Here is a 24,577-nt window from a genome sequence, read left to right as displayed (position 1 = left end):
CTTTTAAAATGTAATAAAATAGTGTATAATATATTTAATGATTCCTGGAGTGTGCGTGAAAGCCTTAAAATTCAACCTACAAAGGACATACGGGAGCTCGTGTTCCTTTACTGATGAAATGCCTCCAAAGAGTGGACTTCAAAAGTGAAGGATAGATCACCCACTTAGGTGAGTGGCGGGTATGAATTTTCAGGTAAACGGCATTCTGGGGAGGGCTATATAGCCCTCTTTATTTTTTTTGAGTGATAATCCATTTTAAAGTTTTAATGCTTATGCTTTTAGACAATATAATGGCACTCATATAAACAATAAATCCTATGCTTATACTTAAAGCAATATTGATCAAAGGAATAAAATTCATACAGGTACATTGAGCATAAGTAAACTTTATAGAAATAATCATCAAAATTGTTGATAAGATAGGTTTTAGAATATGATTGAAAAAATGAAAGTCTAATGGCATAAAGTGATTGAGACTTTTTATATTTAATAGACAAATAATAAATGTAGATAAAATGAAACCCAAGATAAATCCATTTTCTGCAAAACGTGGATTTGCTACTAGATAGTAAGTACAAATTAACTGAATGACCATTCCCAAAAGGTGATGAATTGTTGTGACTACTTGTTTTCCCATTCCATGAAGAATTCCAGATACCGTATGATGTAGACACAAAAATACAGTTGCACAGGAAAGATAAGATAGGTATGTATCTACATAATCTACATCATATAAAAAGCTACATATTGGTTTGGAAAAAAATAAGAATATAGCCATGATGGGAAGGGAAATAAGTAAAGTAATTCGAATGGCAATATGAGATTTTAAACGAATTTCTCTAAAATTTTTCACAGCCATTTCCTGTGATATAGATGGAATAATGTTGACTACTAAAGCAGAAGTTACAATAAAAGGTAAAAATAAAAGGGGCATAGCCATTCCAGTGATTTTTCCAAAAGTAGCTATCGCTGATTGAAAGCTATAGCCTGATAATTGCAATCTCTGTGGAATAAGCACTGAATTTATAGATTGCATGATGACAGCAATAAGCCTTGTAAGTGTAATTGGAAGAGATATATATATAATTTTTCCTAAGAGTGTTTTATTTGTATTTTTTATTTGAAGATTTGGAATATAAATATTTTTATGAGATTGAAATTTAAAAATAAGCCATAATAAACCTGCCAATTCTCCTACAGCTATTCCTATGACTGCGATCATAGAAGCATGTTTTACTTCTAAAGGAGAAAGTAAGTACAAACTCCCTAATACAAAAGAAATCCTTACAATTTGTTCTAAAATTTGAGATATTCCAGGAGGTTCTACGTTTTTCATACCATAATAATATCCTCTAAATATAGATGATAATGTGATAAAGACAATAGAAGGAGGTAGTGCTATAAGACTTTCATAGGTGTCTTTGTTTTTAATAAAATAAAAACTTATATGTTTGGCATAGAAAACAAGGAATATACAAAGAATTAAGCTTATAAAAAAACCTAAGATTAAAGCTGTTTTTAAAATTTTTCTACATGTTTTTTCATCATGTAAAGAAAAATAATGAGCTGTAAGCTTAGATACAGCAACAGGAATCCCAGCAGTAGTAAAAGTAATCAATATCATTAAAATAGGGAAAACTAAATGAAAAAGACCTATTCCTTCTGCACCTATGATACGAGAGAGAAAAATTTTATAGGCAAATCCTAAAAATCTTACAATAAAATTTACAATTACTAAAATAAAAGTAGCATAGATAAATGAATTTTTTCGCATAGAAAACCCCTCTTTATATAGCAATTTACTGTTTATACATATTCTAATAAGAAGGGATATATTACAAAAATTATAGTATTTTTAATAGGAGGATAAACAGTATAAATGTTTTTAAAATGTTTACCATAGGGTATAGATATATAATATGATAAATATATAATTTTAAAGAATAGGAGGGCTGATATGGAGAATATGGTTTTTTTAGTTGCAATTCCAAAAGGACCTCTCTACAATTGTTGTGTAAAAATACAAAGGTCTCTTTGGAAAGAATATGATTTAGGAAAGGATTTACTACCTCAAATTCATTTGACTATAGATGGGTTTTATTATAAGGATGAAAAAGAAATCAATGAAATACAAAAAAAATTAGAACGAATTCTTTTAGAAAGTAGTCCTTTTGAAATAAGATCAAATGGGTTTGGTTATATTCCTAGTCCTCACAAATGTATTACCCTACATATTGTAAAAACAGAAGAACTAAAAAATATTTACTCCTTTATACATAAAAGTATGCAGGAGAATGGATTTAGAGTAAGGGAATTTAGTCCAGAAGAAATGATTTTTCACATTAGTTTGGCGGGAATACATGGAAGAGAATGGAGTGAAGAAGAGATGAAACAAGCTTGGGAAAAAGTAAGAAAATTTCAATTTATAGAATCATCTCTGATTGATCATTTAGAACTATGGTATCCTAATTTAAATCCTAAAAAAAGATTGATAAAAAAACTAAAAATTGGGCAAACAATAAATAAAGATAAAAAAATGGAGGCGGAATAATGGAGCTAGTTTGTCCTATTTGTAATGGTATGGCAGTTTATTTATTAAAATGTCCTATATGTGGAAAACATATGGAGAATAAAGGACCATTTACTGATTTTTTAGATGATTATAGTCCATATTTACCTATAAATATTACACAGTTAAGTGATGGAGTAGATGAAAATAAGTGTATGCATTTATTTTACTGCGAAAGTTGTCGCTATGATAAAAGAGTTCCTATTCATTGTGTAAAGATATAAAAATTCCTAATTTTTTTAGGTCTTTTGATTTTAAAATAAAAATATATTTCATTAAAATGTACATAATAAATATGGAAAAGTAAAAAATATAGTAGAAAAGATAAGGAGGTGTTGCTAATGGAAATGAATACAAGAGATACGATTATGAAAAAATTACTAGATGCTCAAGAAAATGTTCGTGATTATGAAATGTTTTCAAAGAAAGTACAAGATCAAGAAGTTGCAAGTACTTTTAAACAATTTGCAGAAGAGTCAGGGATGCAAGCAAGAAAGTTACAACAATTTATTGATAAATATGATAGAAATTAATAAAGTGCGGAATTCCGCACTTTATTAATTTGTAGCAAAATAATATAAAGTCTTGTATAATGGAGAGGAGTATATAAAATGTACCATAACAAAGTAAATATTCAATAAAAGATTTAGATACAGGAGGTTATAATGGACGTTTATAAAAATATTTCTTTAGATAAGAAAGCTCCTCAGCATCTTTATATACAGTTATTTCAAAAAGTACGTCAATTGATTCTAGACAACAAAGTAAGCGCCAATGAAAAGCTTCCACCTATTAGACAGCTTGCCAATGATTTAGGGGTAAATACAAGTACAGTTGTGAATGCATATGATCTTTTGGAAAAAGAAGGATTTGTACATAAAAAAATTGGTAGTGGGACTTTTGTAGCACCTCGAAAAGAAGAAAGTTTCTCAGGAGATTTATTTGAAAAATATCCTTTAGATGAGGATTTTAAATTAATGGATAGAGGACAGATGCAAATTAAAGAAAATATGATTAGCTTTGCTAGTGCTACACCTACTTCGGATTTGTTTCCAGTAGAGGATTTTCAAAGACTTTTAAATGAAGTATTAGATAGAGATAAAGGAGATGCTTTTAGTTATCAAGAAAGTCAGGGATATTATCCTTTGAGAGAAGCTTTAGTAGATTATTTAAAAGAGATTTGTATCCATACAAAATTTGAAAATGTTCAAATTATATCAGGAGCACAACAAGGTATTGATGTGATCTCTAAAGCGTTTGTAGACTATAAAGATACTATTATTGTAGAAGATCCTACGTATACAGGTGCCATTGGAACATTTAAGTCAAGAGAAGCAAAAATTGTAAGTGTTCCTATTGAAGCAGATGGAATTAATATAGAAATTTTAGAAGAAAGCATTAAAATGTATCATCCCAAATTAATTTATTTAATGCCTAATTTTCAAAATCCTACTGGATATTCTTATAGTAAAGAGAAGAAATTTAAAATTATTGAATTAGCTCAAAAATATGGAGTTTTTATTGTAGAAGATGATTATTTAAGTGATTTAAGTTTTTATAGTAAGGACAATACTACCTTAAAAAGTCTTGATACAGAGGATTGTGTTATTTATATTAAAAGCTTTTCAAAAATTTTTATGCCTGGATTGAGACTAGGATTTTTAGTTCTTCCTAAAAGAATACATCATAAAATTTTAGCTGCCAAACATACATCGGATATTTCAACTTCAGGGCTTAATCAAAGAGTCTTTGATTTGTATTTAAGAAAAGGTATATGGAAAAGACATATTGAGTATATGGAAAGAATATACAAAGATCGATTTGATCAAATGAAAATTTGCATAGACAAATACTTTAAATCCTTAGATCTTGAATATATACTTCCATCAGGAGGTTTGAATTTTTGGTTTGCTCTTCCACAAGGATATGATGCAGATCAACTTTATTTGGAAGCTGCCAAACATAATATACTGATTTTACCTGGATCTATATTTTTTCCTACCAAATCAGAAAATAGATTTTTTAGACTTAGTATTGCTTCTGTATATCCTAAAGATATTGAAGTAGGAATGAAAAAATTAGGTCAAGTGATCAATACGTTTATTCAAAAAGATTCTGTACAAAGAAAATCATCAGATGGATATACACCACTTTTATAGAAGAATAAAAAAAGTCATTTAAAAAATCATGAGGTGATAAAAAATGAAGGCAAAATTTATTATAAATCCTTCATCGGGAAAGCAGTTGCTTCAAAAAAAATTAGATAGAATCATTGGAAATTTAATATTAGAAGGAACTCTAAATCATATAGATGTACTTATATTAAAGAAAAAGGGCGATGCTTATGAGAGTGTAAAAGCATTAAAAAAAGATGAATATGATTATGTGGTTGCTGTAGGAGGAGATGGAACCGTCAACGAAGTAATTAATGGAATTATGATAGGAAAAAACAAAATACCTCTAGCCATCTTACCAGCAGGAACTGTAAATGATTTTGCCAATTATCTACAAATCCCTACAGATGTATGGGGATTTTGTAATATGCTTAAAAAAAATCAAAAGAAAAAAGTAGATGTAGGAAAAATAGGAGATCGCTATTTTATTAATGTATTAGCAGGTGGAATTTTAACAGATGTAGGGTATAAGGTTTCATCTAATGTAAAAACATGGCTAGGAAAATATGCTTATTATGTAGAAGGAATGAAAGAAATTCCTAAGCAAATGTTTAAAAGTATTAAACTTTCTATGGAAACAGAAGAATGTCTAGGAGAAGAAGATACCTTTATGTTTATCATTAGTAATACTCCTATGGTAGGAGGATTTAAAAGATTAGCTCCTAAGGCTAAGATTGATGATGGGATGCTTGATATATGTATTATAAAAAAATCGGATATACCTGAATTTATTGGATTATTTTTTCAAGCTATGAAAGGAGAACATATCTATCATCCTAAAGTAGTGTATTTACAATCTTCTAAAATAAGATTAGAATGCAAAGATTATACAAAAGTAAACTTAGATATAGATGGAGAAGAAGGAGGAGCTCTTCCAGCAACAATTGAGGTGATTCCAAAAGTTTTAGAAGTTTTTACACCTTAAAAAATACTTATATTCGAAGAAGGAAATGGTATAGAAGCTGTAGAAAGATATAAGATATAAGTAAAAATATATGGGAACGGGAGTGAATACTTTGAGTATAACAATTAAAGATGTAGCAAAGAGGGCAGGTGTTTCCATATCTACTGTTTCTCGTGTGATTAATGGATCTAAACCTGTAAGTAGTGAAATTAGACAAAAGGTATTGCAAGTTATTGAAGAAACAGGATATCGTCCCAATCCTGTGGCAAGAAGTCTAGTAATGAAAAAAAGTCAATTAATCGGTGTCGTTATTCCAGATATATCTAATTTTTTTATTGGAGAAATATTAAACGGAATAGAAGAAGTAGGGAAAATGTATGGATACGATATGATTTTATGTAATACATATGCAGATGTGGAACAGGAAAAAAGATATCTAAACTTTTTAAGATCTAAACAAGTAGAAGGAATTATATTTATGACATGGAAATTTCAAAATATTGTAGATGAATTAGAACATATAGATATTCCAATGGTTACCATCAATAGAAACACTAGTGAATTAGAAATTCCTTCTGTATCTATTGATAATTTTGAGGCTGCTTATGAAATAACAAAATATTTAATTGAAAATGGACATAAGAAAATTGCACTCATTCGAAATACTTTAGATCAAGATGCTTTTGGATATGATCAATATAGAGGATATAAAAAAGCATTAGAAGAATATAATCTAGCATTAGATGAAGAATTGATTCAATACGGAAATTTTAAATTAGATGAAAGCTATGAGATTGTAAAAGAATTTATAGAAAAAGGAAACCTCCCTAGTGCAATTTTTGCTACCAGTGACGTAATGGCTATAGGAGCTATAAACTGTTTATTAGATCATGGATATAAGGTTCCAAGAGACATTTCAGTAGTGGGTTTTAACGATATTAAATTAGCATCTATGTATAGACCAAAGCTTACAACTATTCATCAACCTATTTATGATATTGGTGCTGTAGCTATGAGAATGATTGTAAAACAAATTGAGAAAGAAGAAGTAGATAATAAAGTGGTGATTCTTCCTCATGAGCTCATTGAAAGAGAGAGTAGCAAAAAAATATAAAGTATATTTTTTCTTCTAAGTAGGAATAATAAAATTGCAAAGTCCTACATTAGGAGGTGTATAAGCTGTGAAAAAAGTTGCTGTAGAAAAATCATTAAAAAATATAAAAAGTTATTTAAGTATACAAGGATACGAAGTAAGAGATTTAGAAAGTAGTAGAAAAAATTTAAAAAATTTTGATGCCATCATCGTATCAGGACAAAATAGTAATATACTAGGAATGCAAGATACAAATACAAAAACATCTGTAATCAATGTATCAGGAATGACTCCGGAAGATGTGGCTACTCAGTTAAATAATACTCTTAGCTAAAGACCTCAAATGAGGTCTTTTTTGTAGTCATTTTGTAAAAAACATATTATAATATAGGTATTGTTGTGATAGGAGAGATAGAAAAGATGATAAAAAGTGAGTTTTTACCTATTTGTAAAGAGGATATGCAAAAAAGAGGTTGGGAGCAATTAGATTTTATTATTATTACAGGAGATGCATATGTAGATCATCCGAGCTTTGGAACAGCTGTTATTTCAAGAGTATTAGAAGATGCAGGATATAAAGTAGGAATTATTGCCCAGCCAGATTGGAGAAGTACTTCTGATTTTAAAAAATTAGGAAGACCAAGACTCGCTTTTTTAATAAATGCTGGAAATTTGGATTCTATGGTAAATCATTATACAGTGAGTAAAAAAAGAAGAGATAAAGATTTGTATTCGCCAGGAGGAAAAATGGGTCTTAGACCTGATCGGGCAAGTATTGTGTATACCAATATGGTTAAACAAGCATATAAAAAAGTACCTATTATTTTAGGAGGGTTAGAAGCAAGTTTAAGAAGATTTGCTCACTATGATTATTGGAGTGATAAGGTAAGAAGATCCCTGTTATTTGATAGTGAAGCAGATCTTTTGATATTTGGAATGGGAGAGCGACAAGTTATTGAAATTGCAGATCTTTTAAATAATGGATTAGATATAAAATATATTAGGCATATTCAAGGTACATGTTATACAGTAGAGAATTTAGAAGAGGTGTATGATTATATAGAGGTTCCTTCTTATGAGGAAGTATCTACAGATAAAAAAGCTTATGCAAAAGCTTTTAAAATTCAATATGAGGGACAAGATAGTATTAGAGGAGAAGTGTTAATACAAAAGCATAAAGATGTTTATATTGTACAAAATCCTCCAGTACTTCCTTTAAGTCAAGTGGAATTAGATAGAGTGTATAGTCTTTCTTATATGAGAAATTATCATCCTGTTTATGAAAAAATGGGAGGAGTTCCTTCTATTCAAGAGGTGAAACATAGTATTATTAGCGAAAGAGGATGTTTTGGAGGCTGTTCTTTTTGTGCACTTACTTTTCACCAAGGAAGAGTGATTCAAAGTAGAAGTCAAGAATCTATCATAGAAGAAGCACAAAAGATTGTAGGAGATAAAGATTTTAAAGGTTATATTCATGATGTAGGAGGTCCTACTGCAAATTTTAGGCATGTAGCTTGTGAAAAACAAAAAAAACATGGAACATGTAAAAATAAACAGTGCTTATACCCTAATCCTTGTAAAAATTTATATGTGGATCATGAAGAATATTTAGATCTTTTAAAAAAAATAAGAAGCATAGAAGGTGTAAAAAAAGTTTTTGTTCGCTCTGGACTTCGATATGATTATATTATGGCAGATAAAAAGGATGAATTTTTACAAGAATTATGTAAACATCATGTAAGTGGACAATTAAAAGTAGCACCAGAGCATATTTCTCCTAAGGTATTAGATTTAATGGGTAAACCAAGAAGAGAAGTATATGATAAATTCGTAGATAAATATTATAAAATCAATGAAAAAATAGGGAAAAAACAATTTTTAGTTCCTTATTTGATGTCTAGTCATCCAGGAAGTGATTTAGAGGCTGCTATTGAAATGGCAGAATATTTAAGAGACATTCATTATCGTCCAGAACAAGTACAAGACTTTTATCCTACTCCGGGAACTTTATCCACTTGTATGTTTTATACAGGATTTGATCCAAGGACGATGAAAGAAGTATATGTTCCTAAAAGTAGAGAAGAAAAAGCTATGCAAAGGGCACTACTTCAATATAGGAATCCTAAAAATTATGAATTAGTCAAAAAAGCACTTCTTTTATCAAGAAGAAAAGATTTGATAGGATATGGTCCCAAAGCTTTGATTCAACCTAAAGGAGAAGATAAGAAAAATATAAAAACAAAAGATATAAGAGGAAAAAAACATAAAAGAAAAAGAAAGTGATTTGACGAAAAAATTTCTTTCTTATAAAATATTAAAAGAATAGAGAGGTGAAAAATTGTGATTACAAAAGAATTAATAGAGCGTATTAATTTTTTAGCAAAAAAATCAAAGCAAGAGGGATTAACAGAAGAAGAGAAAGTGGAACAGAAAAAATTAAGAGAAGTTTATTTAAAAGGTTTTCGTGAGAACTTTAGAAAACAACTAGAAAATATTGAGTTGGTGGACTAAAAAGAATAAATGTAAATTTATTCTTTTTTTGTAAAAGAAAAAGGAAAATGATTAGTTATATAGAATATATATTATGAAAAGAGTATATCAAAAACTTACATTCTACTATGGTAGTTGAAAATAAATTTTTAATAAATGTAGAGGGGGATTTAAAATTGGCAGAATGTCAATATGTAATATTTAAACTTGAGGGAGAATCTTATGGAGTAGATATTATGAATGTAAAGGAAATTACAGAATATAAACAAACTGTAAAAGTTCCCAATACACCTAATTTTGTAGATGGAATTATTAATCTTAGAGGAGAAATTATTCCTATCATTAACTTAAAAAAAAGATTTCATTTAGAGGATATAGGAATTCATTCAGATACAAGAGTCATTGTAATTCATTTAAAGGAAAAACAGGTAGGATTTGTTGTAGATGAAGCTTCACAGGTATTAAGAATTACAGAAGAAAACATTGAACCTGCACCAGATATGATTGTAGGAGTAGATAAAAAATATATAACTGGAGTTGGAAAATTAGAAGATAAGATTGTTTTACTACTAGATTTAGAATATGTTTTGACAGATGAAGAAAAGGAAAAAATACAAGAAATTTCTGAATTCTAATATTTGTTGACGAGAATAAGGAAATTTATGATGATTCTATAGTTAATAAAGGATTTATGGTGAAATTTTAAAAAAATAGATTTTTGTGTAGATAAAAAAAAAGTATTTGACAACAGCAAAGGTCAAATTTCAAACTATAGCTAGTGTATAATAAATTAAAATACACAAGATATAGGAGGAACTTTACAATGAAAAAGGCTTTGCTGTTTTTTTTAATCTTAGTGACGACTATGCTTTATGCAAAGATAGGTTTTGTAGATGCAAAGACAAAATGGAGTATACAAAGCAACTTTGAAAAAGAAAAAAAATTAATTGAACAGCTTTTTAAAGAAAGAGCGAATTTATGGAATGAGATTTATAAAGAAGATATGGATCAAGAAATTTGGATGGAAGAATTACAAAAAATTGTAACAAATCCTTTGTTATCTTTTGATGAAGAAGCATTTAGACAAGTATATGAATATCCTACAGATATGGATAAAGTCGTAGATGTAAATATTTCAAATATAGAAGATGTAGTGTGTAAAAAAAATGAAATAACAGCTAAGGTAAATATTATATGGAAAATGGAAAGTTTAGATACAAAATATGAAGAGGAAATTACCTATAATGTTCTCCTAAAGCAAGAAGGCGAGCATTGGAAGATTTCTGACTATAATCTAAATTAATAAAACTGTCTATATAGACAGTTTATTATTTGTATATATAATATTTTCAATAATAGAAGAAGGAATTTGATTATTGTTGAAGAAATGTTTTAGAGAATAATGTCGAATGAAGACTAAAATACATATGGCTTTGTCAAGAAGTATATAAATAGAGGTGGATTATGTATAAACCTGCATTAAGTGTAAAAAAGATGAATGAGATATTAGGACATACTATTGATGCCATTGAAAAGGGAAAAAATGAAATATTTGAGATTGCTGAAAGATCTAGAAAAGAATGTAAATCATTAGAAGAAGAACTTCTGATCATAAAAAAAAAGGCACTTCATATTATTAATGAAGTAGATATGTTAGAAGGATTAGAAAAAAAGAGTAGATATAGATTAGCTATGGTGAGCAAAAATTTTAGTAAATATTGCGAAAAAGATATCAAAGCAGCGTATGAGGAAGCAAGTGAATTACAAGTAAATATAAGACTAAAAAGAAATGAAGAAAAAGAATTACTAAGACAAAGATCAGACTTGGAAAAAAGACTCAAAAGTGCTTATGAGGTAGTAAAAAGTGCAGAAACGTTAGTTTCACAAGTAGGTGTTGCATTAGGCTATCTAAGCGGAAACTTAAAAGATGTACTGGAACATTTAGAAGGAATTCAACAAAAAGAAGAAATAGGGATTCGAATCATTAAAGGACAAGAAGAGGAAAGACAAAGAGTAGCTAGAGAAATTCATGATGGACCTGCACAATCTATGGCAAATGTAGTCATTAAAGCAGAAATTTGTGAAAAACTTCTTCAAAAGGATATAGATCAAGCAAAATATGAATTAGAACAGTTAAAAGGTATTGTAAGAGGATGTTTAAAGGATGTAAGAAAGATTATATATGATTTAAGACCTATGTCTTTAGATGATTTAGGATTAGTTCCTACCATTGAAAGATTGATTATAAATTTTAAAGAAGAAACGAAGATACCTGTAAATTTTTCTGCAAATTGTACACAAGAAGTAGAAAAGACAGTTGTGCAACTTTCACTATTTAGAATTATTCAAGAAGCTTTAAATAATGTAAGAAAATATGCAAAAGCATCTACTGTAATTGTCAAAATAGAGTCTATGGATGATAAAATAAATGTTTTAATCATAGATGATGGAGTAGGTTTTGATATGGAGAAGATATCACTTACAAATAAACAAGAGAGTGGATTTGGTTTATTTATTATGAGAGAGAGAGTAGAACTATTAAAAGGGAAAATTGATATTCAAAGTAGTGTTGGAATGGGAACGAGGATAAAAGTAATCATTCCTTTAAACGATGAGGAGGGAAATTAAGTGTATGATGTAATAAGAGTCTTAATAGCAGATGATCATGAATTGATGAGGCAAGGGTTAAAACAAATTATAGAGTTAGAAGATGATATTAAAGTAGTAGAATTAGCAGTAGATGGAGAGGATACTATTAAGAAATCTCAAAAACTTAAACCGGATGTAATTTTATTAGATATAAATATGCCTAACATGAATGGAATTCAAGCTCTAAGAAGATTAAAAGATATGGGAACAGATTCTAAAATTATTATGTTAACTATTCATGAAGATCAAGAATACTTATTTGAGACGATCAATATAGGAGCATCAGGTTATGTATTAAAGGATGCAGAATCTTCTAGCTTAGTAAAAGCTATAAGAGATGTTTATTTGGGTCATTCTTATATTCATCCTTCTCTTGCTTCTAGTCTGGTAAAAGAGTATAACAAACATGATAAGTCAGATGATCTGTATAAAAAAGATAAATTAACGAGGAGAGAGTATGAGGTATTAGGTTTAATTGCAGAGGGAAAAAATAATAGAGAAATTGCTGATAATTTGTTTATTAGTGAAAAAACAGTAAAAAATCATGTGTCTAATATATTTAGAAAAATTGAAGTAAGTGATCGAACCCAAGCTGCTATTTATGCGTATAAGCATAATATAAAAAAAATATAGGAGGGAGTAATATGAATACAAGTGATGTTTTTTCTTTCCAAAAGGGTTGGGAAATCATTGATAAGAAAAAGAAAGAAAGAGTATTTGAGTTTTGTCAAGACTATAAACAATTTCTTGATCGAGGAAAAACAGAAAGAAAATGTGTTGAAGAAATGATTAAAAAAGCTAAATTAAATGGATATAAAGATATAAAAGAATACATAAGTGGAAAAGAAAAGATTCAAATTGGAGAAAAAATTTATGTAAATCAAAAAGGAAAAGCACTAGCACTATTTGTAATCGGACAAGAAAGTATAGAATCTGGAATGAATATTGTTGCAGCGCATATTGATTCCCCAAGACTTGATTTAAAACCTTTTCCTCTATATGAGGATGGAGAATTAGCTCTTTTAAAAACTCATTATTATGGAGGTATTAAAAAATATCAATGGACAACAATTCCTCTAGCAATGCATGGGGTGTTTATCAATAAAAATGGAGAAAAGATAGATATTTGTATTGGAGAAGAAGAAACAGATCCTGTATTTTATATTACAGATTTATTGCCACATCTTTCTAAAAATCAAAATGAAAAAAAATTAAGTGATGCAATTACAGGAGAAGGTCTCAATGTTATTATAGGTAGTATTCCTTGTGAAGATGAAGAGATAAAAGAAAAAATAAAATATAATGTATTGCATTTATTATATGAAAAATACAATATGGAGGAAGAAGATTTTTTAACTGCTGAAATTGAGATTGTTCCTTCAGGAAAAGCGAGAGATGTAGGAATAGATAGAAGTCTTGTAGGAGCTTATGGTCAAGACGATAGAGTATGTGCATACACTGCTTTTAAGGCTATACTCAATATAGATCATCCTGCTCAAACAGCCGTTGCATTGTTTGCCGATAAAGAGGAAATAGGAAGTGTAGGAAATACGGGTATGCAATCAAGATTTTTTGAAAATGCAGTTGCAGAGTTGATTAGTTTGCAAGAAATAAATTTAGTAGATTTAAAGCTAAGAAGAGCATTATCAAACTCAAAAGTGTTATCTGCAGATGTAGGAGCTGCTTTTGACCCTAATTTTCCTGATGTTTTAGATAAAAGAAATGCAGCCTTTTTAGGTAAAGGAGTTTTAGTTTCTAAATATACAGGTGCAAGAGGAAAATCAGGATCAAATGATGCCAATGCAGAATTTTTAGGAGAAATAAGAAATATTTTCAATAACCAAAATGTTTTATGGCAGATTGGAGAGTTAGGGAAAGTAGATCAAGGAGGAGGAGGAACAATAGCTTATATTCTTGCTGGATATGGAGCAGAAGTCATAGATTGTGGAACTCCTCTTTTAAGTATGCATGCTCCTATGGAGATTGCTAGTAAATTTGATATATATATGACCTATAAGGCATATAATGCTTTTTTGGATAGATAAAGTTTAAGAAAAATGAGTAAAAAATCGGGTATATACTCGATTTTTTACTCATTTTGAGATGTAAGCATAAAAGTTTTAAATGTTTCTGCTAGAGGAGATAAAATCCTAGGTTTGTAATATACAAAATAAAATTTACGCGAAGTATCTACATGAGCAAGTTCTATTTTTTTTACAAGATTAAATTTTATTTCATCTTGTATAGCCAAATTAGAAATAATACTCATACCTAGTCCATTTCGTACACATTGTTTTAAAGCACCAGTATTTTCTATGTAAGCTACCACATGTAGTTGCTCTAAAGATAAATTGTGCTCCTGAAGAATTTGTTCAAATATTTTTCTAGTACCAGAGCCTTTTTCTCTTAGTATGATTTTTTCTTTTAATAAAAAGTCAATAGATACATGATCCATATTTTTATAAGGATCTGTATTGGGTGCAATGAGTACTAGATTGTCTTTAAAGACTTGGATATATTCTAGATGCTTATGCTCTACTTTTGCGCCTACAAAGCCAAAATCTATTTTACCATTTAAAATGGACTGGACTACTTGTGTTGAATCATAATGTAGAAGATTGTATTGTACCTCAGGATATTTTTTATGAAAAGATTGAAGTAGTGGAGGCAATATATATTGTTCAGGAATTGTACTACAAGCAATTTCAAGGGTGCCTTCTATTCTATCTTTAAAAGATTCTAAAGAAAATAGTGCTTGCTCTCTTTTGTTTAAAATTTCTATAGCATGTGTAAATAATATTTCACCAGCTTTTGTTAAGGTCACTTTTTTGTTAGATCGATTGATAAGTACTGTACTTAATTCATTTTCTAAATTCTGAATATGATTGCTAATAGTAGGTTGGGTTAAAAAAAGGGCATCCGCTGCTTTGGAAAAACTTTTTAACCTAGCAATGGTTATAAAAGTTTCAAGTTGTCTAAAGTCCATTAGGTCACCCCCTAGGTTTATGGTCTATATTAATAGTATCATTTACTAGAATAATTATCAAATATTTGTTTTTTTTAGAAAAAATAAGGTATACTGAATATATAAAATAAAGCATATGATATATAGTAATCATTTTACCATCTTTGAAGGGAATGGTTTTATGAATATTCAAAAACTTAAAATTTTGCTAAAACAAAAAGAAGGAATGAAATTAGATTTTAAGGAGAGCTTATATCTTGAGACTGAATCACAAAAAAAAGAATTTGCAAAGGACGTTATCGCTATTGCGAATAGTATTGGAGGAAGAGGCTATTTAATTATAGGGATAAAAGATAAAGAAAAGAAAATAATAGGTATGCATCCGAATCATTTAATAGAAGAAAGATTACAACAGATTATTAGTCAAAGATGTGATCCACCGGTTAATATTAGAGTAGAGCATATTTTGTATGATGAAAAATATATAGGGGTTATTACCATTTTTAAAAGCTTTCAGAGACCACATCAAATGAGACAAACTGGAGCTTTTTATATACGAAGAGGATCGACTACAGATATAGCAAGGAGAGATGAAATTGCAAGTATATTTCAAGAAGTAGGATTGATTCATAATGAACTTACACCTTTATATAATCTAAAAATTGATGTTTTAAATAGAGAATTGATTAATCAATATATGAATAAAATGGGGATGAAAGATTATGAAAATTTTAAAAAACAAATTTGGAATAGTCTTGGTATTATTCATTTAGATCATGAAACAAATCAAACGTATCCTACTATTGGAGGGGTCTTACTTTTTTGTGATAATCCTCAAATATATTTAAGTTATTGTGGCATTAAAATCATTACATTTGATAAAGGCAAAAAAATTATTCATAGCATAAATGGAAATATTATACATATGCTCAATAAAAGTAAACAATTTATATCTAATTATTTAAAAAATATAGATTATCCTAAAGAAGCTATTTATGAATGCATTGCAAATGCTGTAGTTCATAGGGATTATACAGATATATTAAGAGATGTTGTAGTTGTAATAGGAGATCAAAAAGTAGAAGTGAGCAATCCAGGAACACTACCAAAGGGTAGTAATATTCATACTATTATGAGAGATTCAAACCCTTCTAAAAGAAATCATTGGCTTTATAATAGACTTTTATTATTAGATGATCATAATCAATTTATAAGGACGGGAATAGGGTTAGAAAAAATAAATAAAATTTTTGAACCTATAGGGAAAGTAAAATTCTTAAATTTAGAAAAAAGAAATATTTTTAAAGTAGTGATGCCTGGAATAAAATAGTCATAAAAAAAGATAAAAGGAAAGCTTTTATCTTTTTTTATGACTATTTTGAGATTTTGTTTCAATGAAGGTAGCTTTTATAGAAAGAACCATAGTAAAGGGATCTTTTTTTTTGAATCTATTTTTGGTACAAAGTTCTAGATGATGTGAATTTTTTATATAAAAAAGAATCATATGAAAATCTAATGGGAGTATATTTTGGATAAGAGTAGTTAAAATTTTTTCGTCATAATTTTTTTGTACATAGATTTTAGGAATACAAAATTCTTTAATATCTACATAAGACTGTATTCCATCACTATAAAAGACAAGAATAATTTTTATACCTTCTTTAGAATAATAAATGAATTCCCATTGATTTTGTAAAGGATGAGTAAATACTTGGCAATAAAATTTATGATTTGTCATTTTTTTCAATGTTTTTGTAAGTTGCATCCATTTCATAGGAAAAAATTTTTCATAGATAGGGACAAGATTCTTTTGTTTTTCCATATACAGGAGACCTCCTATTTAAAAAGGTTGTTTCTTTTATTATATATGAACAAATAAAAAAGATTATTACTTTGTATACTTAATTTTAAATAGAGGAAATAATAAATGTATGATAAAAAGGTAGAATGTATTGAAAAGAAAGGATTAATTCTTATGAAGTTATTGAAAAGATCCATAAAAGTGTTCAAAAAAACAAAAGGAATTTATAAACTCATCAAAGATCCGAAGGTTTCTAAATGGAAAAAAATAATGATAGTAGGCTCTATTGTATATGTAATAAGTCCAATTGATTTAATACCAGATCCTATCTTAGGTTTGGGATGGATAGATGATGCTGTAGTAGTAGGTTATATGATTTCTAAAATTTCTAAAGAACTAGATAAATATATACAAAAGGATGTAGAAGATTTTGAAAAGAAAAAAGTTATTGAGGATGTAGAATATAAAATAGATGATGAGAGATAAGAATGAGTTGCGTAGTGGATGATTATACTAAATAAATTGGGTATATAATAAAAAAATTGTAGGAGGTAATGACCATGAAGATTTATACAAAAACAGGAGACAAAGGAGAAACTAGTTTGTATGATAATACAAGAGTAGATAAAGACAGTATAAGGGTTGAAAGCTATGGAACCATTGATGAATTAAACTCCATATTAGGAGTAGCAAGAAATTATATAAAAGATCAAAAAATTAAAGATATATTATATGGTATTCAAAGACAATTGTTTGATGTAGCAGGGGAATTGGCTACAAAGAATCGTGAAAAATTTCCAGAAAAAATAAAAGAAGAACATATAGAGGAATTAGAAAAAACAATTGATATTTATGTAGGAAAGATGGATACAGTCAATCAATTTATTATTCCAGGAAGCAACATAGAAAGTGCTTATTTACATGTAGCAAGAACTGTTTGTAGAAGAGCAGAAAGAAGAATTCTTACATTAAGTAGAAAAGAAGAAGTAAGTCCTATTTTGATTAAATATGTAAATAGACTTTCTGATTTGATATATGCATTAGGAAGATTTTTAGAAACAGATTTAGTATATGTAGAATTTGAGAAACTACCTAACTAGATGAAATGAAAAAGACGAACGATATATAGAATTTGAAAATCAATGTACACTATATAAGAAACTATGCTATAATATCAATATGAAAAAATAAAAGAGGTGAAATTTGTGAAAGAGGATGTAGCACAAATATTATTCAGTGAAAAAGTATTGAATGAAAAAGTAGAAGAGTTAGGAAAACAAATTGCAATGGATTATAAAGACAAAGATCTTTTGGTAGTAGGTATATTAAAAGGTGCAAATGTATTTATGAGTGACTTAATAAGAAAAATTGATCTCCCTATATCTATTGATTTTATGGCTGTATCTAGTTATGGACTTTCGACTACTAGTTCAGGAGTAGTGAAAATTATAAAAGATTTAGATGATAGTATAGAGAAAAAAAATGTTTTAATTGTAGAAGATATTATTGATACTGGTCTTACTCTTCATTATTTATGTAAAAATCTTTTGTCAAGAAAGCCTAAAAGCTTAAAAATATGTACGTTATTAGATAAACCAGAAAGAAGAAAGATAGATTTAAAGGTAGACTATAAGGGATTTGACATACCAGATGAATTTATTATTGGTTATGGAATTGATTATGCTGAAAAATATAGAAATCTTCCTTATGTAGCTATACTTAAAAGAGAAGTATATGAAAAATAAATAAGACAAGAATAAAAAAATAATTATTCCTCATAATAATATAGAAACTATTTATATTGTATAGGAGTTGATAATATGAACACTAATTTTGAAGAAGTAAAACAAAGATTTAAAAATGCAGATGTAGATGAACAAATAAGAATATATACTACGACTGAAGGACTAACTGTAGAACAATTTAAAGAACTTTTAAGGATGTTTCCTATTCAGTATTTAGACAAATTAGAAAGAGCTATGGCATAGATTTTAGTGTTTTTTATTAGATTGTAAATCAACCCGTACTTTATAGTAAATAGAGTGCGGGTTGATTTACATCCTATTTACACTTTTTTTATATAATTTAATATTTTAGACCACTCTAAAGGAATAGGATATCCATAAAGGATATAGTTTTTTAAATAGTTAGATTCAGTATGGCTTAAAAATTTTATTGGAATACATAAAGTGTATCCATTTTGAGATAATATTTTTTTAAGTTCATGTTTTTCTTTGATGTAGAGAGGAATAACTTTTTCTATTTCTTGATCTTTACATAATACAGCTGTTTTGTATGTGTGTTTGTATTTGTTTTCTTCTTCTAATTCTATATATCTTGTAATTTCTTTAGTTGTATATTCAATAAGATGGTTTTTAAATTTTTGATTCTTTTCAAGTCTTGGATAATCTTGTAGCCAAGAAGGTTTTGGGTTTTTTGTTAAAAGGGTGGTTACAAAAAAGTCGTATTTTAAAGAGCCATTTTTTAATCCTTTATAATATTTTCGGATATTTTTTTTGATGTGATTTTGCAATTCGATTTTGGTGTGATCAGGTAAATTAAAAGTTTGCACAAGGAAGCCTCCTTTATTGAAGTAATATTATTATTACCAAATATTATAAAAATTATGAAAAATTAGAAAAAATAAAAATTGTTTTAAATAAAAAGTTGACATATACTAAGGAATATAAGAAAGAGGGGTGAAAAATTTGAAGACATTGGCAATTTTGGGAAGTCCTCGAAGAAATATGAATACAGATACTCTTTTAAATAAAGTAATAGAGGGAATGAAAGAACAAGATATAGAAGTAGAAAAGATAGAACTTGCAAATATGCATATTCATTCTTGTACTGCATGTGGAGCTTGTGAGAAAACAGGATTTTGTATTATTAAGGATGATATGAATAATCTTTATAAAAAATTTGATCAATCAGATGTTGTTATTGTAGCTTCTCCTATTTATTTTAACTCTATTAGTAGCATTACGAAGATTATGGTAGATCGGTGTCAGATGTTTTGGTCTAGTAAATATATTTTAAATGAACCATCTATCAATCGAAACAAAAAAAGAAGAGGATTATTTATTGCTACTGGTGGGAGTGTACAAAAAGAGCATCAATTTTTAGGAGCAACGCTAGTAATGGATTTGTTCTTTAAGGCCATTAATACAGAGTATACATATAATCTTTTTGCACAAGATACAGATAGATTGCTTACAAAGGATAGACCTAAATTATTACAAGAAGCTTTTGAATTAGGGAAAAAATTAGCTGAAATTTCAAAATAAGACAAAAAAATATTTTTGCATTGATTTTTTCAACTGATACATATATCATAGTAATGTGAGCATTTTATATATAAGTAATGCTATATCATTTATAGATTAGGGGTGTTTTTTATGTCAAAAATTTTAGTACCTGTTGGATTATCCAATAAACATATTCACTTAAGCAAAGAACATATTAACATTTTATTTGGAGAAGGTCATGAATTAACACCAATGAAAGACTTAGGACAACCGGCTCAATTTGCCTGTGACGAAAAAGTTGACATTGTAGGTTCAAAGGGAACATTAAAAGGTGTGAGAGTATTAGGTCCTGCTAGAGCACAAACTCAAATTGAAATTTCACTTGCCGATGGATTTGTATTAGGAGTTAAAGCACCAATCAAAGCTTCAGGAGATTTAGCAGGAACTCCAGGTGCGAAAATCGTAGGACCAAAAGGAGAAGTAGACCTTAAAGAAGGAGTAATTGTAGCTGCAAGACATCTACATATGCATACTTCTGATGGAGAAAAATTTGGAATTAAAGATAAAGACATTGTAAAAATCAAAGTAGATGGAGAAAGAGGGATGATTTTTGAGAATGTCCTAGCAAGAGTAGGCGATACACATGCTCTTGAATTACATGTGGATATGGATGAAGGAAATGCAGCAGCGATGAAAAATGGACAAATGGTTGAAGTAATTAAATAATAAACAATAATATTTTAGCTGTTCACAAAATAGAAAAGGAGTTTCCTTAAAAAGGAAACTCCTTTTCTATTTTGTGAAATAACATATAGTAAGTATAAACAATATTGGCTATTCGTCATTAAGACAATTCTACCTAATACAGTTATTTTATATACTCTAAACTTGTTTAAATGAAGATGTACTCGATATTGCTGATAGATATATTTTGTTGAATAAGCAATAAAAAAGTGAAAGGCTATAAAAATAAGGACTTAAGTTGCATACATGATTATACAAAATTTGATAAAATATAACAAGATTCTTTGTACTGATGAATATTGTATAGGACCATATAAATTTTAATAAAGAAAGGAAAGAAGAAAAATGAAATTAAATATTAAATCTAAACTATCTTTAAGCTTTGCAGTATTATTGATTATTTTTATAGGATTTTTAGTGTATATGCAAGGTGTTATGAGTGATGTGAATCATCAATCTTCCATTATTGCTAGTGAAGAAATACCCTGTATTCGTTTATTACATGCTATGAATACTATGACTTTTGATTTTAGAATCAAAGAATTTGACCATATTGCATCTACAATCATTGAAGAAAAAGCGAATTTAGAAAAAGAGATGAATGAAAATAATGAAAAAATTCAAAGGGCATTAGATGATTATGGAAAATATATCAAAGAAGAAGAAGAAAGAAAAATATTTGAAGATGTAAAATTAAAGTGGAGTCAATACATAAATATAAATCATCAGATTGTAAGTGCAAGTAGAGAATTTAATAAAGAACAGGCAACAAATATTATGTCTAATGAATCTAGAAAATTATTTGATGATGTATCTAATAATTTAGTAGAACTTTTAAAATACAATGAAAATAGTGCAAAAAGATCTAGTGAATATGGAAATCAGCTTTATAAAAATTCTATGAAAAAAATGTCAATGGGAATTGTAACTGTTTTGATATTAGCGGTGATTATGGCAGTTTTGATTATTAAAAGTATTATTCGTCCTATTAACATATTAAAAAAAGAATTAAATGAATTAGCAGAAAATGGAGGAGATTTAACCAAGGAAATTAATATAAATAGCAAAGATGAAATGGGAGAATTAGCTTATGCAATTAATAAATTTTTACAAGGTTTAAAAGAAATGATTCAATCTATTTCTCAAGTTTCACAAAATGTAAATAGAAATACAAATCTATTAAACCAATCATCAAAAGAAGTACAAACAGGAAATGAACAAATATCTGCTACTATGCAAGAAATGGCAGCAGGAATTGAACAACAAGCAAGTTCTGCTAGTGAAGTTTCTTATTCAGTAGAAGGATTTAATAAACTAATTGAACAAGCAAATGAGGATGGGCAAAAATTAAATGACTTATCTACAATTGTTTTGAATATGTCACAAAAAGGGAATCAACAGATGATCGAATCAGTAAAACAAATGAATTCTGTCAATGAGACAGTAAAAAATTCTGTCACAAAGGTAGAAGAATTAGAAAAAAGATCAGAAGAAATTTCTACATTGGTACAAGTAGTCAATGAAATTGCTGGACAAACTAACTTGTTAGCATTAAATGCAGCTATAGAAGCAGCAAGAGCGGGAGAAGCGGGAAGAGGTTTTGCAGTTGTTGCAGAAGAAATTAGAAAGTTAGCTGAACAAGTAGAACATTCTCTAGAAGAAATTACAAAGATAGTAGTAGGGATACAATTTGAATCCAAATCAATGGGTGAGTCTTTGAAAAAAGGATATTTGAAAGTGGAAGAGGGAACGATTCGTGTAAAAAATACAGGGGAAGCTTTTGAAGAAATTAACCATAAAGTTTCTAATATGGGAGATAGAATCAAGGAAATGTCTGCTCATCTAGTAGAGATTACGAAAGATAGTCAAAAGGTAAATACATCGATTTCAGAAATTGCAGCCATTACAGAAGAAAGTTCAGCAAGTATTGAAGAAACTACAGCTTCAATAGAAGAGCAAAATAGTCATATGCAAAATATTTTAAGCCAAGTACACGAAGTATCTAATTTATCGAATCATTTAAATGATATGATTGGAAAATTTAAAATCCAATAGAAAATTTACAAAAAATATTTTGAAATTGTTGACTATAGATTTAGGATATGATAAAATGTATAAAAATAATATAGAAAAAGATGATGACAGAGAGAAAAGCATTGAAACTGTAACTACAGAGAGTCAGGGTAGATGAGAGCCTGATGTTATAAGACAATGTGAATATTCACTCTAGAGTTTTTGTTCCAAAAGGTTTCCAAGTAGGAGCAAAGGGTTGTCTCCCTTATGAAGACTATAGTTTAGCTTTTGAATATACTTGATCAATATATTTTAAACGCAGACTAGAAAAGAGATTATCTAAATGATTTTATCATATAGATAAAGTAGAGTGGTACCGTGAATCCAAGCTTCGCCTCTATATAGGGGGCGAGGCTTTTTTATTTGCTTAAAAAGCGCTTTGTATTTCAAAATATGAATTAAATGTTGACCGGTCAGATATGAAAAAAATTAAGTTTGTGTTAAAAAAAGGAGGGTTACAATGGATATTATTGATAAAAGTCAAGGAAAACAAAGAGATCAATGGACATCTAAGATAGGATTTATCCTTGCAGCAGCAGGTTCAGCAGTAGGACTCGGAAACCTTTGGAAATTTCCATATAGTGTAGGAACTAATGGTGGTGGAGCATTTGTTATGATCTATTTTATATTTTTAATCTTAATAGGTTTCCCTCTTATGCTTGCTGCTATTACCATAGGAAGAAAAACTCAACTTTCAGCTGTAGGAGCATATAGAAGTATCAAAAAGAACTGGGCTTTCGTAGGAGGATTAGGTGTTGTTTGTGGATTTTTTATATTAGCTTTTTATAGTACTGTAGGAGGATGGGTAATTTATTATTTGATAAAAGCATTAAGTGGAGATTTGGCTATTAAAGATCCAAAATTTTTAGGAGAAATATTTGGAGGTTTTATATCTTCTCCAACAGCTAGTATAACTTACCAAGGAATATTTTTGATCATTACATTACTCATTGTGGTAAGAGGAATTAGTGGAGGAATAGAAAAAGCTAGTAAAATAATGATGCCAGCACTCTTTATGATGTTGATTATGATCGCTATAAGATCTGTAACACTTCCAGGAGCTATGAAAGGAGTAGAATTTTTCTTAATACCTGATTTTTCAAAAATAGATATGAATGTGATTATGAATGCGTTAGGACAGGTATTCTTTTCTTTAAGCATAGGGATGGGTGTTATGGTCACTTATGGAAGCTATTTAGACAAAAATACAAATCTTTTAGGACCTTCGAATTCTATCCCTTTATTAGATACAACGATTGCTATGGTAGCAGGGTTTGCAACATTACCAGCAGTATTTGCATTAGGATTTGAAGCTTCTGAAGGACCAGGACTTATGTTTGTTACATTACCAGCAGTATTTGCAAGTATGCCTTTAGGAAATGTATTTTGTATATTATTTTTTATTCTTGTACTTTTTGCAGCTTTGACTTCATCTATATCTATGCTAGAGGTATGTGTATCTTATTTTGTAGATGAAAAAGGTGCAGATCGAATAAAATCTTCTATTATTATTTCAATCATTATATATATTGTAGGATTACCAGCATCTCTTTCTATGGGACCTTGGAGTGATCTTCGTATTTTAGGAAGTCTAAATTTCTTTGATTTTTATGATAAACTAACTTCTAATATACTTCTTACTTCAGGAGGATTACTTCTTTCTATCTTTGTAGGATGGATATGGGGGGCTGACAATGCAATAGAGGAGATCAAAAGAGGAGGAATAAAATTTCCTTTAGCACCTGTATGGAAGTTTTTAATAAAATTTATTGTTCCACCAGCAGTTTTAATTATTCTAATTAATTCATTTAAAGATGTAATTAGTGCCATATTATCATAATAACAAAACCATCTCTACAATAGAGAT

The 24,577-nt window shown here is 28.7% G+C and carries 27 protein-coding genes, 1 other RNA gene and 1 other annotated feature; of the genes, 24 read left to right on the top strand and 4 right to left on the bottom strand.

Annotation, left to right across the window (positions count from 1 at the left end):
* Positions 1 to 38: 38 nt before the first annotated feature.
* Positions 39 to 216: non-coding RNA, 6S RNA (ssrS, locus tag EK368_RS03675), on the top strand.
* A gap of 13 nt (positions 217 to 229) precedes the next feature.
* On the opposite strand, the gene spoVB is transcribed toward ssrS, so the two are convergent.
* A complete protein-coding gene (gene spoVB, locus EK368_RS03670) occupies positions 230 to 1,774 on the bottom strand; it encodes a stage V sporulation protein B (protein WP_129596525.1) in 1,545 nt (514 codons plus the stop codon).
* Positions 1,775 to 1,957: 183 nt separating this feature from the next.
* Here spoVB and EK368_RS03665 point away from each other — a divergent pair, with 183 nt between their 5' ends.
* From EK368_RS03665 to EK368_RS03600, 14 genes are all read left to right on the top strand, one after another.
* Entirely contained in the window at positions 1,958 to 2,551 is a 594-nt protein-coding gene (locus tag EK368_RS03665; RefSeq protein WP_129596523.1) for a 2'-5' RNA ligase family protein, read from the top strand.
* On the top strand, positions 2,551 to 2,793 hold the full coding sequence (locus EK368_RS03660) for a hypothetical protein (protein WP_129596521.1): 243 nt from the start codon (positions 2,551 to 2,553) through the stop codon (positions 2,791 to 2,793). The genes EK368_RS03665 and EK368_RS03660 overlap by 1 nt, the downstream gene beginning before the upstream one ends.
* Before the next feature lie 117 nt (positions 2,794 to 2,910).
* Positions 2,911 to 3,102, top strand: a complete 192-nt coding sequence (locus EK368_RS03655; protein WP_129596518.1) for a hypothetical protein — start codon at positions 2,911 to 2,913, stop codon at positions 3,100 to 3,102.
* Positions 3,103 to 3,234: 132 nt separating this feature from the next.
* Positions 3,235 to 4,728, top strand: coding sequence for a MocR-like pyridoxine biosynthesis transcription factor PdxR (gene pdxR / locus EK368_RS03650; RefSeq protein ID WP_129596517.1), 1,494 nt, complete (start codon positions 3,235 to 3,237; stop codon positions 4,726 to 4,728).
* Positions 4,729 to 4,771: 43 nt separating this feature from the next.
* Positions 4,772 to 5,668 carry a diacylglycerol/lipid kinase family protein gene (locus EK368_RS03645; RefSeq protein WP_129596515.1) on the top strand — a complete coding sequence of 299 codons (897 nt, stop codon included), beginning with the start codon at positions 4,772 to 4,774 and terminating at the stop codon, positions 5,666 to 5,668.
* Positions 5,669 to 5,759: 91 nt separating this feature from the next.
* On the top strand, positions 5,760 to 6,761 hold the full coding sequence (locus EK368_RS03640; RefSeq protein ID WP_243109352.1) for a LacI family DNA-binding transcriptional regulator: 1,002 nt from the start codon (positions 5,760 to 5,762) through the stop codon (positions 6,759 to 6,761).
* Positions 6,762 to 6,828: 67 nt separating this feature from the next.
* Positions 6,829 to 7,074: a YkuS family protein gene (locus EK368_RS03635; protein ID WP_129596511.1), complete on the top strand. Its 246-nt coding sequence runs from the start codon at positions 6,829 to 6,831 to the stop codon at positions 7,072 to 7,074.
* An 86-nt stretch (positions 7,075 to 7,160) separates the two neighbouring features.
* The gene (locus EK368_RS03630) at positions 7,161 to 9,023 is read left to right on the top strand and encodes a YgiQ family radical SAM protein (RefSeq protein ID WP_129596509.1); all 1,863 of its coding nucleotides are present in this window, start codon (positions 7,161 to 7,163) and stop codon (positions 9,021 to 9,023) included.
* A 57-nt stretch (positions 9,024 to 9,080) separates the two neighbouring features.
* Positions 9,081 to 9,251, top strand: a complete 171-nt coding sequence (locus EK368_RS03625) for a DUF896 domain-containing protein (RefSeq protein ID WP_129596507.1) — start codon at positions 9,081 to 9,083, stop codon at positions 9,249 to 9,251.
* A 155-nt stretch (positions 9,252 to 9,406) separates the two neighbouring features.
* Positions 9,407 to 9,865 (top strand): chemotaxis protein CheW, encoded by a 459-nt coding sequence (locus EK368_RS03620; protein WP_129596505.1) that lies wholly within the window; start codon positions 9,407 to 9,409, stop codon positions 9,863 to 9,865.
* Positions 9,866 to 10,053: 188 nt separating this feature from the next.
* The gene (locus tag EK368_RS03615; RefSeq protein ID WP_129596504.1) at positions 10,054 to 10,533 is read left to right on the top strand and encodes a hypothetical protein; all 480 of its coding nucleotides are present in this window, start codon (positions 10,054 to 10,056) and stop codon (positions 10,531 to 10,533) included.
* 161 nt (positions 10,534 to 10,694) lie between these two features.
* Complete coding sequence (locus EK368_RS03610) at positions 10,695 to 11,858, top strand: sensor histidine kinase (RefSeq protein ID WP_129596502.1); 1,164 nt, start codon at positions 10,695 to 10,697, stop codon at positions 11,856 to 11,858.
* The gene (locus tag EK368_RS03605) at positions 11,859 to 12,512 is read left to right on the top strand and encodes a response regulator transcription factor (RefSeq protein WP_279222254.1); all 654 of its coding nucleotides are present in this window, start codon (positions 11,859 to 11,861) and stop codon (positions 12,510 to 12,512) included.
* Between the two features lie 11 nt (positions 12,513 to 12,523).
* On the top strand, positions 12,524 to 13,924 hold the full coding sequence (locus tag EK368_RS03600) for an aminopeptidase (protein ID WP_129596500.1): 1,401 nt from the start codon (positions 12,524 to 12,526) through the stop codon (positions 13,922 to 13,924).
* 44 nt (positions 13,925 to 13,968) lie between these two features.
* Here EK368_RS03600 and EK368_RS03595 read toward each other — a convergent pair whose 3' ends face one another.
* On the bottom strand, positions 13,969 to 14,865 hold the full coding sequence (locus EK368_RS03595; RefSeq protein WP_129596497.1) for a selenium metabolism-associated LysR family transcriptional regulator: 897 nt from the start codon (positions 14,863 to 14,865) through the stop codon (positions 13,969 to 13,971).
* Between the two features lie 160 nt (positions 14,866 to 15,025).
* Between EK368_RS03595 and EK368_RS03590 the strand changes: the two genes are divergently transcribed.
* Complete coding sequence (locus EK368_RS03590; RefSeq protein WP_165000310.1) at positions 15,026 to 16,174, top strand: AlbA family DNA-binding domain-containing protein; 1,149 nt, start codon at positions 15,026 to 15,028, stop codon at positions 16,172 to 16,174.
* 27 nt (positions 16,175 to 16,201) lie between these two features.
* Here the strand turns inward: EK368_RS03590 and EK368_RS03585 are convergent, their stop codons facing one another.
* Entirely contained in the window at positions 16,202 to 16,666 is a 465-nt protein-coding gene (locus EK368_RS03585) for a hypothetical protein (RefSeq protein WP_129596493.1), read from the bottom strand.
* A 105-nt stretch (positions 16,667 to 16,771) separates the two neighbouring features.
* Here EK368_RS03585 and EK368_RS03580 point away from each other — a divergent pair, with 105 nt between their 5' ends.
* The 4 genes from EK368_RS03580 (at position 16,772) to EK368_RS14785 (ending at position 18,633) form a co-directional block, all read left to right on the top strand.
* On the top strand, positions 16,772 to 17,131 hold the full coding sequence (locus tag EK368_RS03580; protein WP_129596491.1) for a YkvA family protein: 360 nt from the start codon (positions 16,772 to 16,774) through the stop codon (positions 17,129 to 17,131).
* A gap of 74 nt (positions 17,132 to 17,205) precedes the next feature.
* Positions 17,206 to 17,745, top strand: a complete 540-nt coding sequence (locus EK368_RS03575) for a cob(I)yrinic acid a,c-diamide adenosyltransferase (protein WP_129596489.1) — start codon at positions 17,206 to 17,208, stop codon at positions 17,743 to 17,745.
* Positions 17,746 to 17,850: 105 nt separating this feature from the next.
* The gene (gene hpt, locus EK368_RS03570) at positions 17,851 to 18,390 is read left to right on the top strand and encodes a hypoxanthine phosphoribosyltransferase (RefSeq protein ID WP_129596487.1); all 540 of its coding nucleotides are present in this window, start codon (positions 17,851 to 17,853) and stop codon (positions 18,388 to 18,390) included.
* Between the two features lie 75 nt (positions 18,391 to 18,465).
* On the top strand, positions 18,466 to 18,633 hold the full coding sequence (locus tag EK368_RS14785; protein ID WP_165000308.1) for a hypothetical protein: 168 nt from the start codon (positions 18,466 to 18,468) through the stop codon (positions 18,631 to 18,633).
* A 77-nt stretch (positions 18,634 to 18,710) separates the two neighbouring features.
* Here EK368_RS14785 and EK368_RS03565 read toward each other — a convergent pair whose 3' ends face one another.
* Positions 18,711 to 19,217, bottom strand: a complete 507-nt coding sequence (locus EK368_RS03565; protein ID WP_129596485.1) for a hypothetical protein — start codon at positions 19,215 to 19,217, stop codon at positions 18,711 to 18,713.
* Between the two features lie 136 nt (positions 19,218 to 19,353).
* On the opposite strand from EK368_RS03565, the gene EK368_RS03560 reads away from it, so the two are divergent.
* The 4 genes from EK368_RS03560 (at position 19,354) to EK368_RS03545 (ending at position 24,550) form a co-directional block, all read left to right on the top strand.
* Complete coding sequence (locus tag EK368_RS03560) at positions 19,354 to 19,932, top strand: flavodoxin family protein (protein WP_129596484.1); 579 nt, start codon at positions 19,354 to 19,356, stop codon at positions 19,930 to 19,932.
* Positions 19,933 to 20,043: 111 nt separating this feature from the next.
* Positions 20,044 to 20,619, top strand: coding sequence for a phosphate propanoyltransferase (gene pduL, locus EK368_RS03555; RefSeq protein WP_243109351.1), 576 nt, complete (start codon positions 20,044 to 20,046; stop codon positions 20,617 to 20,619).
* A gap of 363 nt (positions 20,620 to 20,982) precedes the next feature.
* Entirely contained in the window at positions 20,983 to 22,692 is a 1,710-nt protein-coding gene (locus EK368_RS03550) for a methyl-accepting chemotaxis protein (protein WP_129596482.1), read from the top strand.
* A gap of 74 nt (positions 22,693 to 22,766) precedes the next feature.
* Positions 22,767 to 23,052 (top strand) — a binding site (T-box leader).
* Positions 23,053 to 23,170: 118 nt separating this feature from the next.
* A complete protein-coding gene (locus EK368_RS03545; protein WP_129596480.1) occupies positions 23,171 to 24,550 on the top strand; it encodes a sodium-dependent transporter in 1,380 nt (459 codons plus the stop codon).
* The last annotated feature ends 27 nt before the right edge of the window (positions 24,551 to 24,577 follow it).

Origin of the sequence: Anaerophilus nitritigenes (assembly GCF_004138215.1) — a bacterium.
Classification (GTDB): Bacteria; Bacillota; Clostridia; order Peptostreptococcales; family Thermotaleaceae; genus Anaerophilus; species Anaerophilus nitritogenes.
Note: the sequence above shows the minus strand (reverse complement) of the source record. Positions and strands in the feature narration are given on the sequence as shown.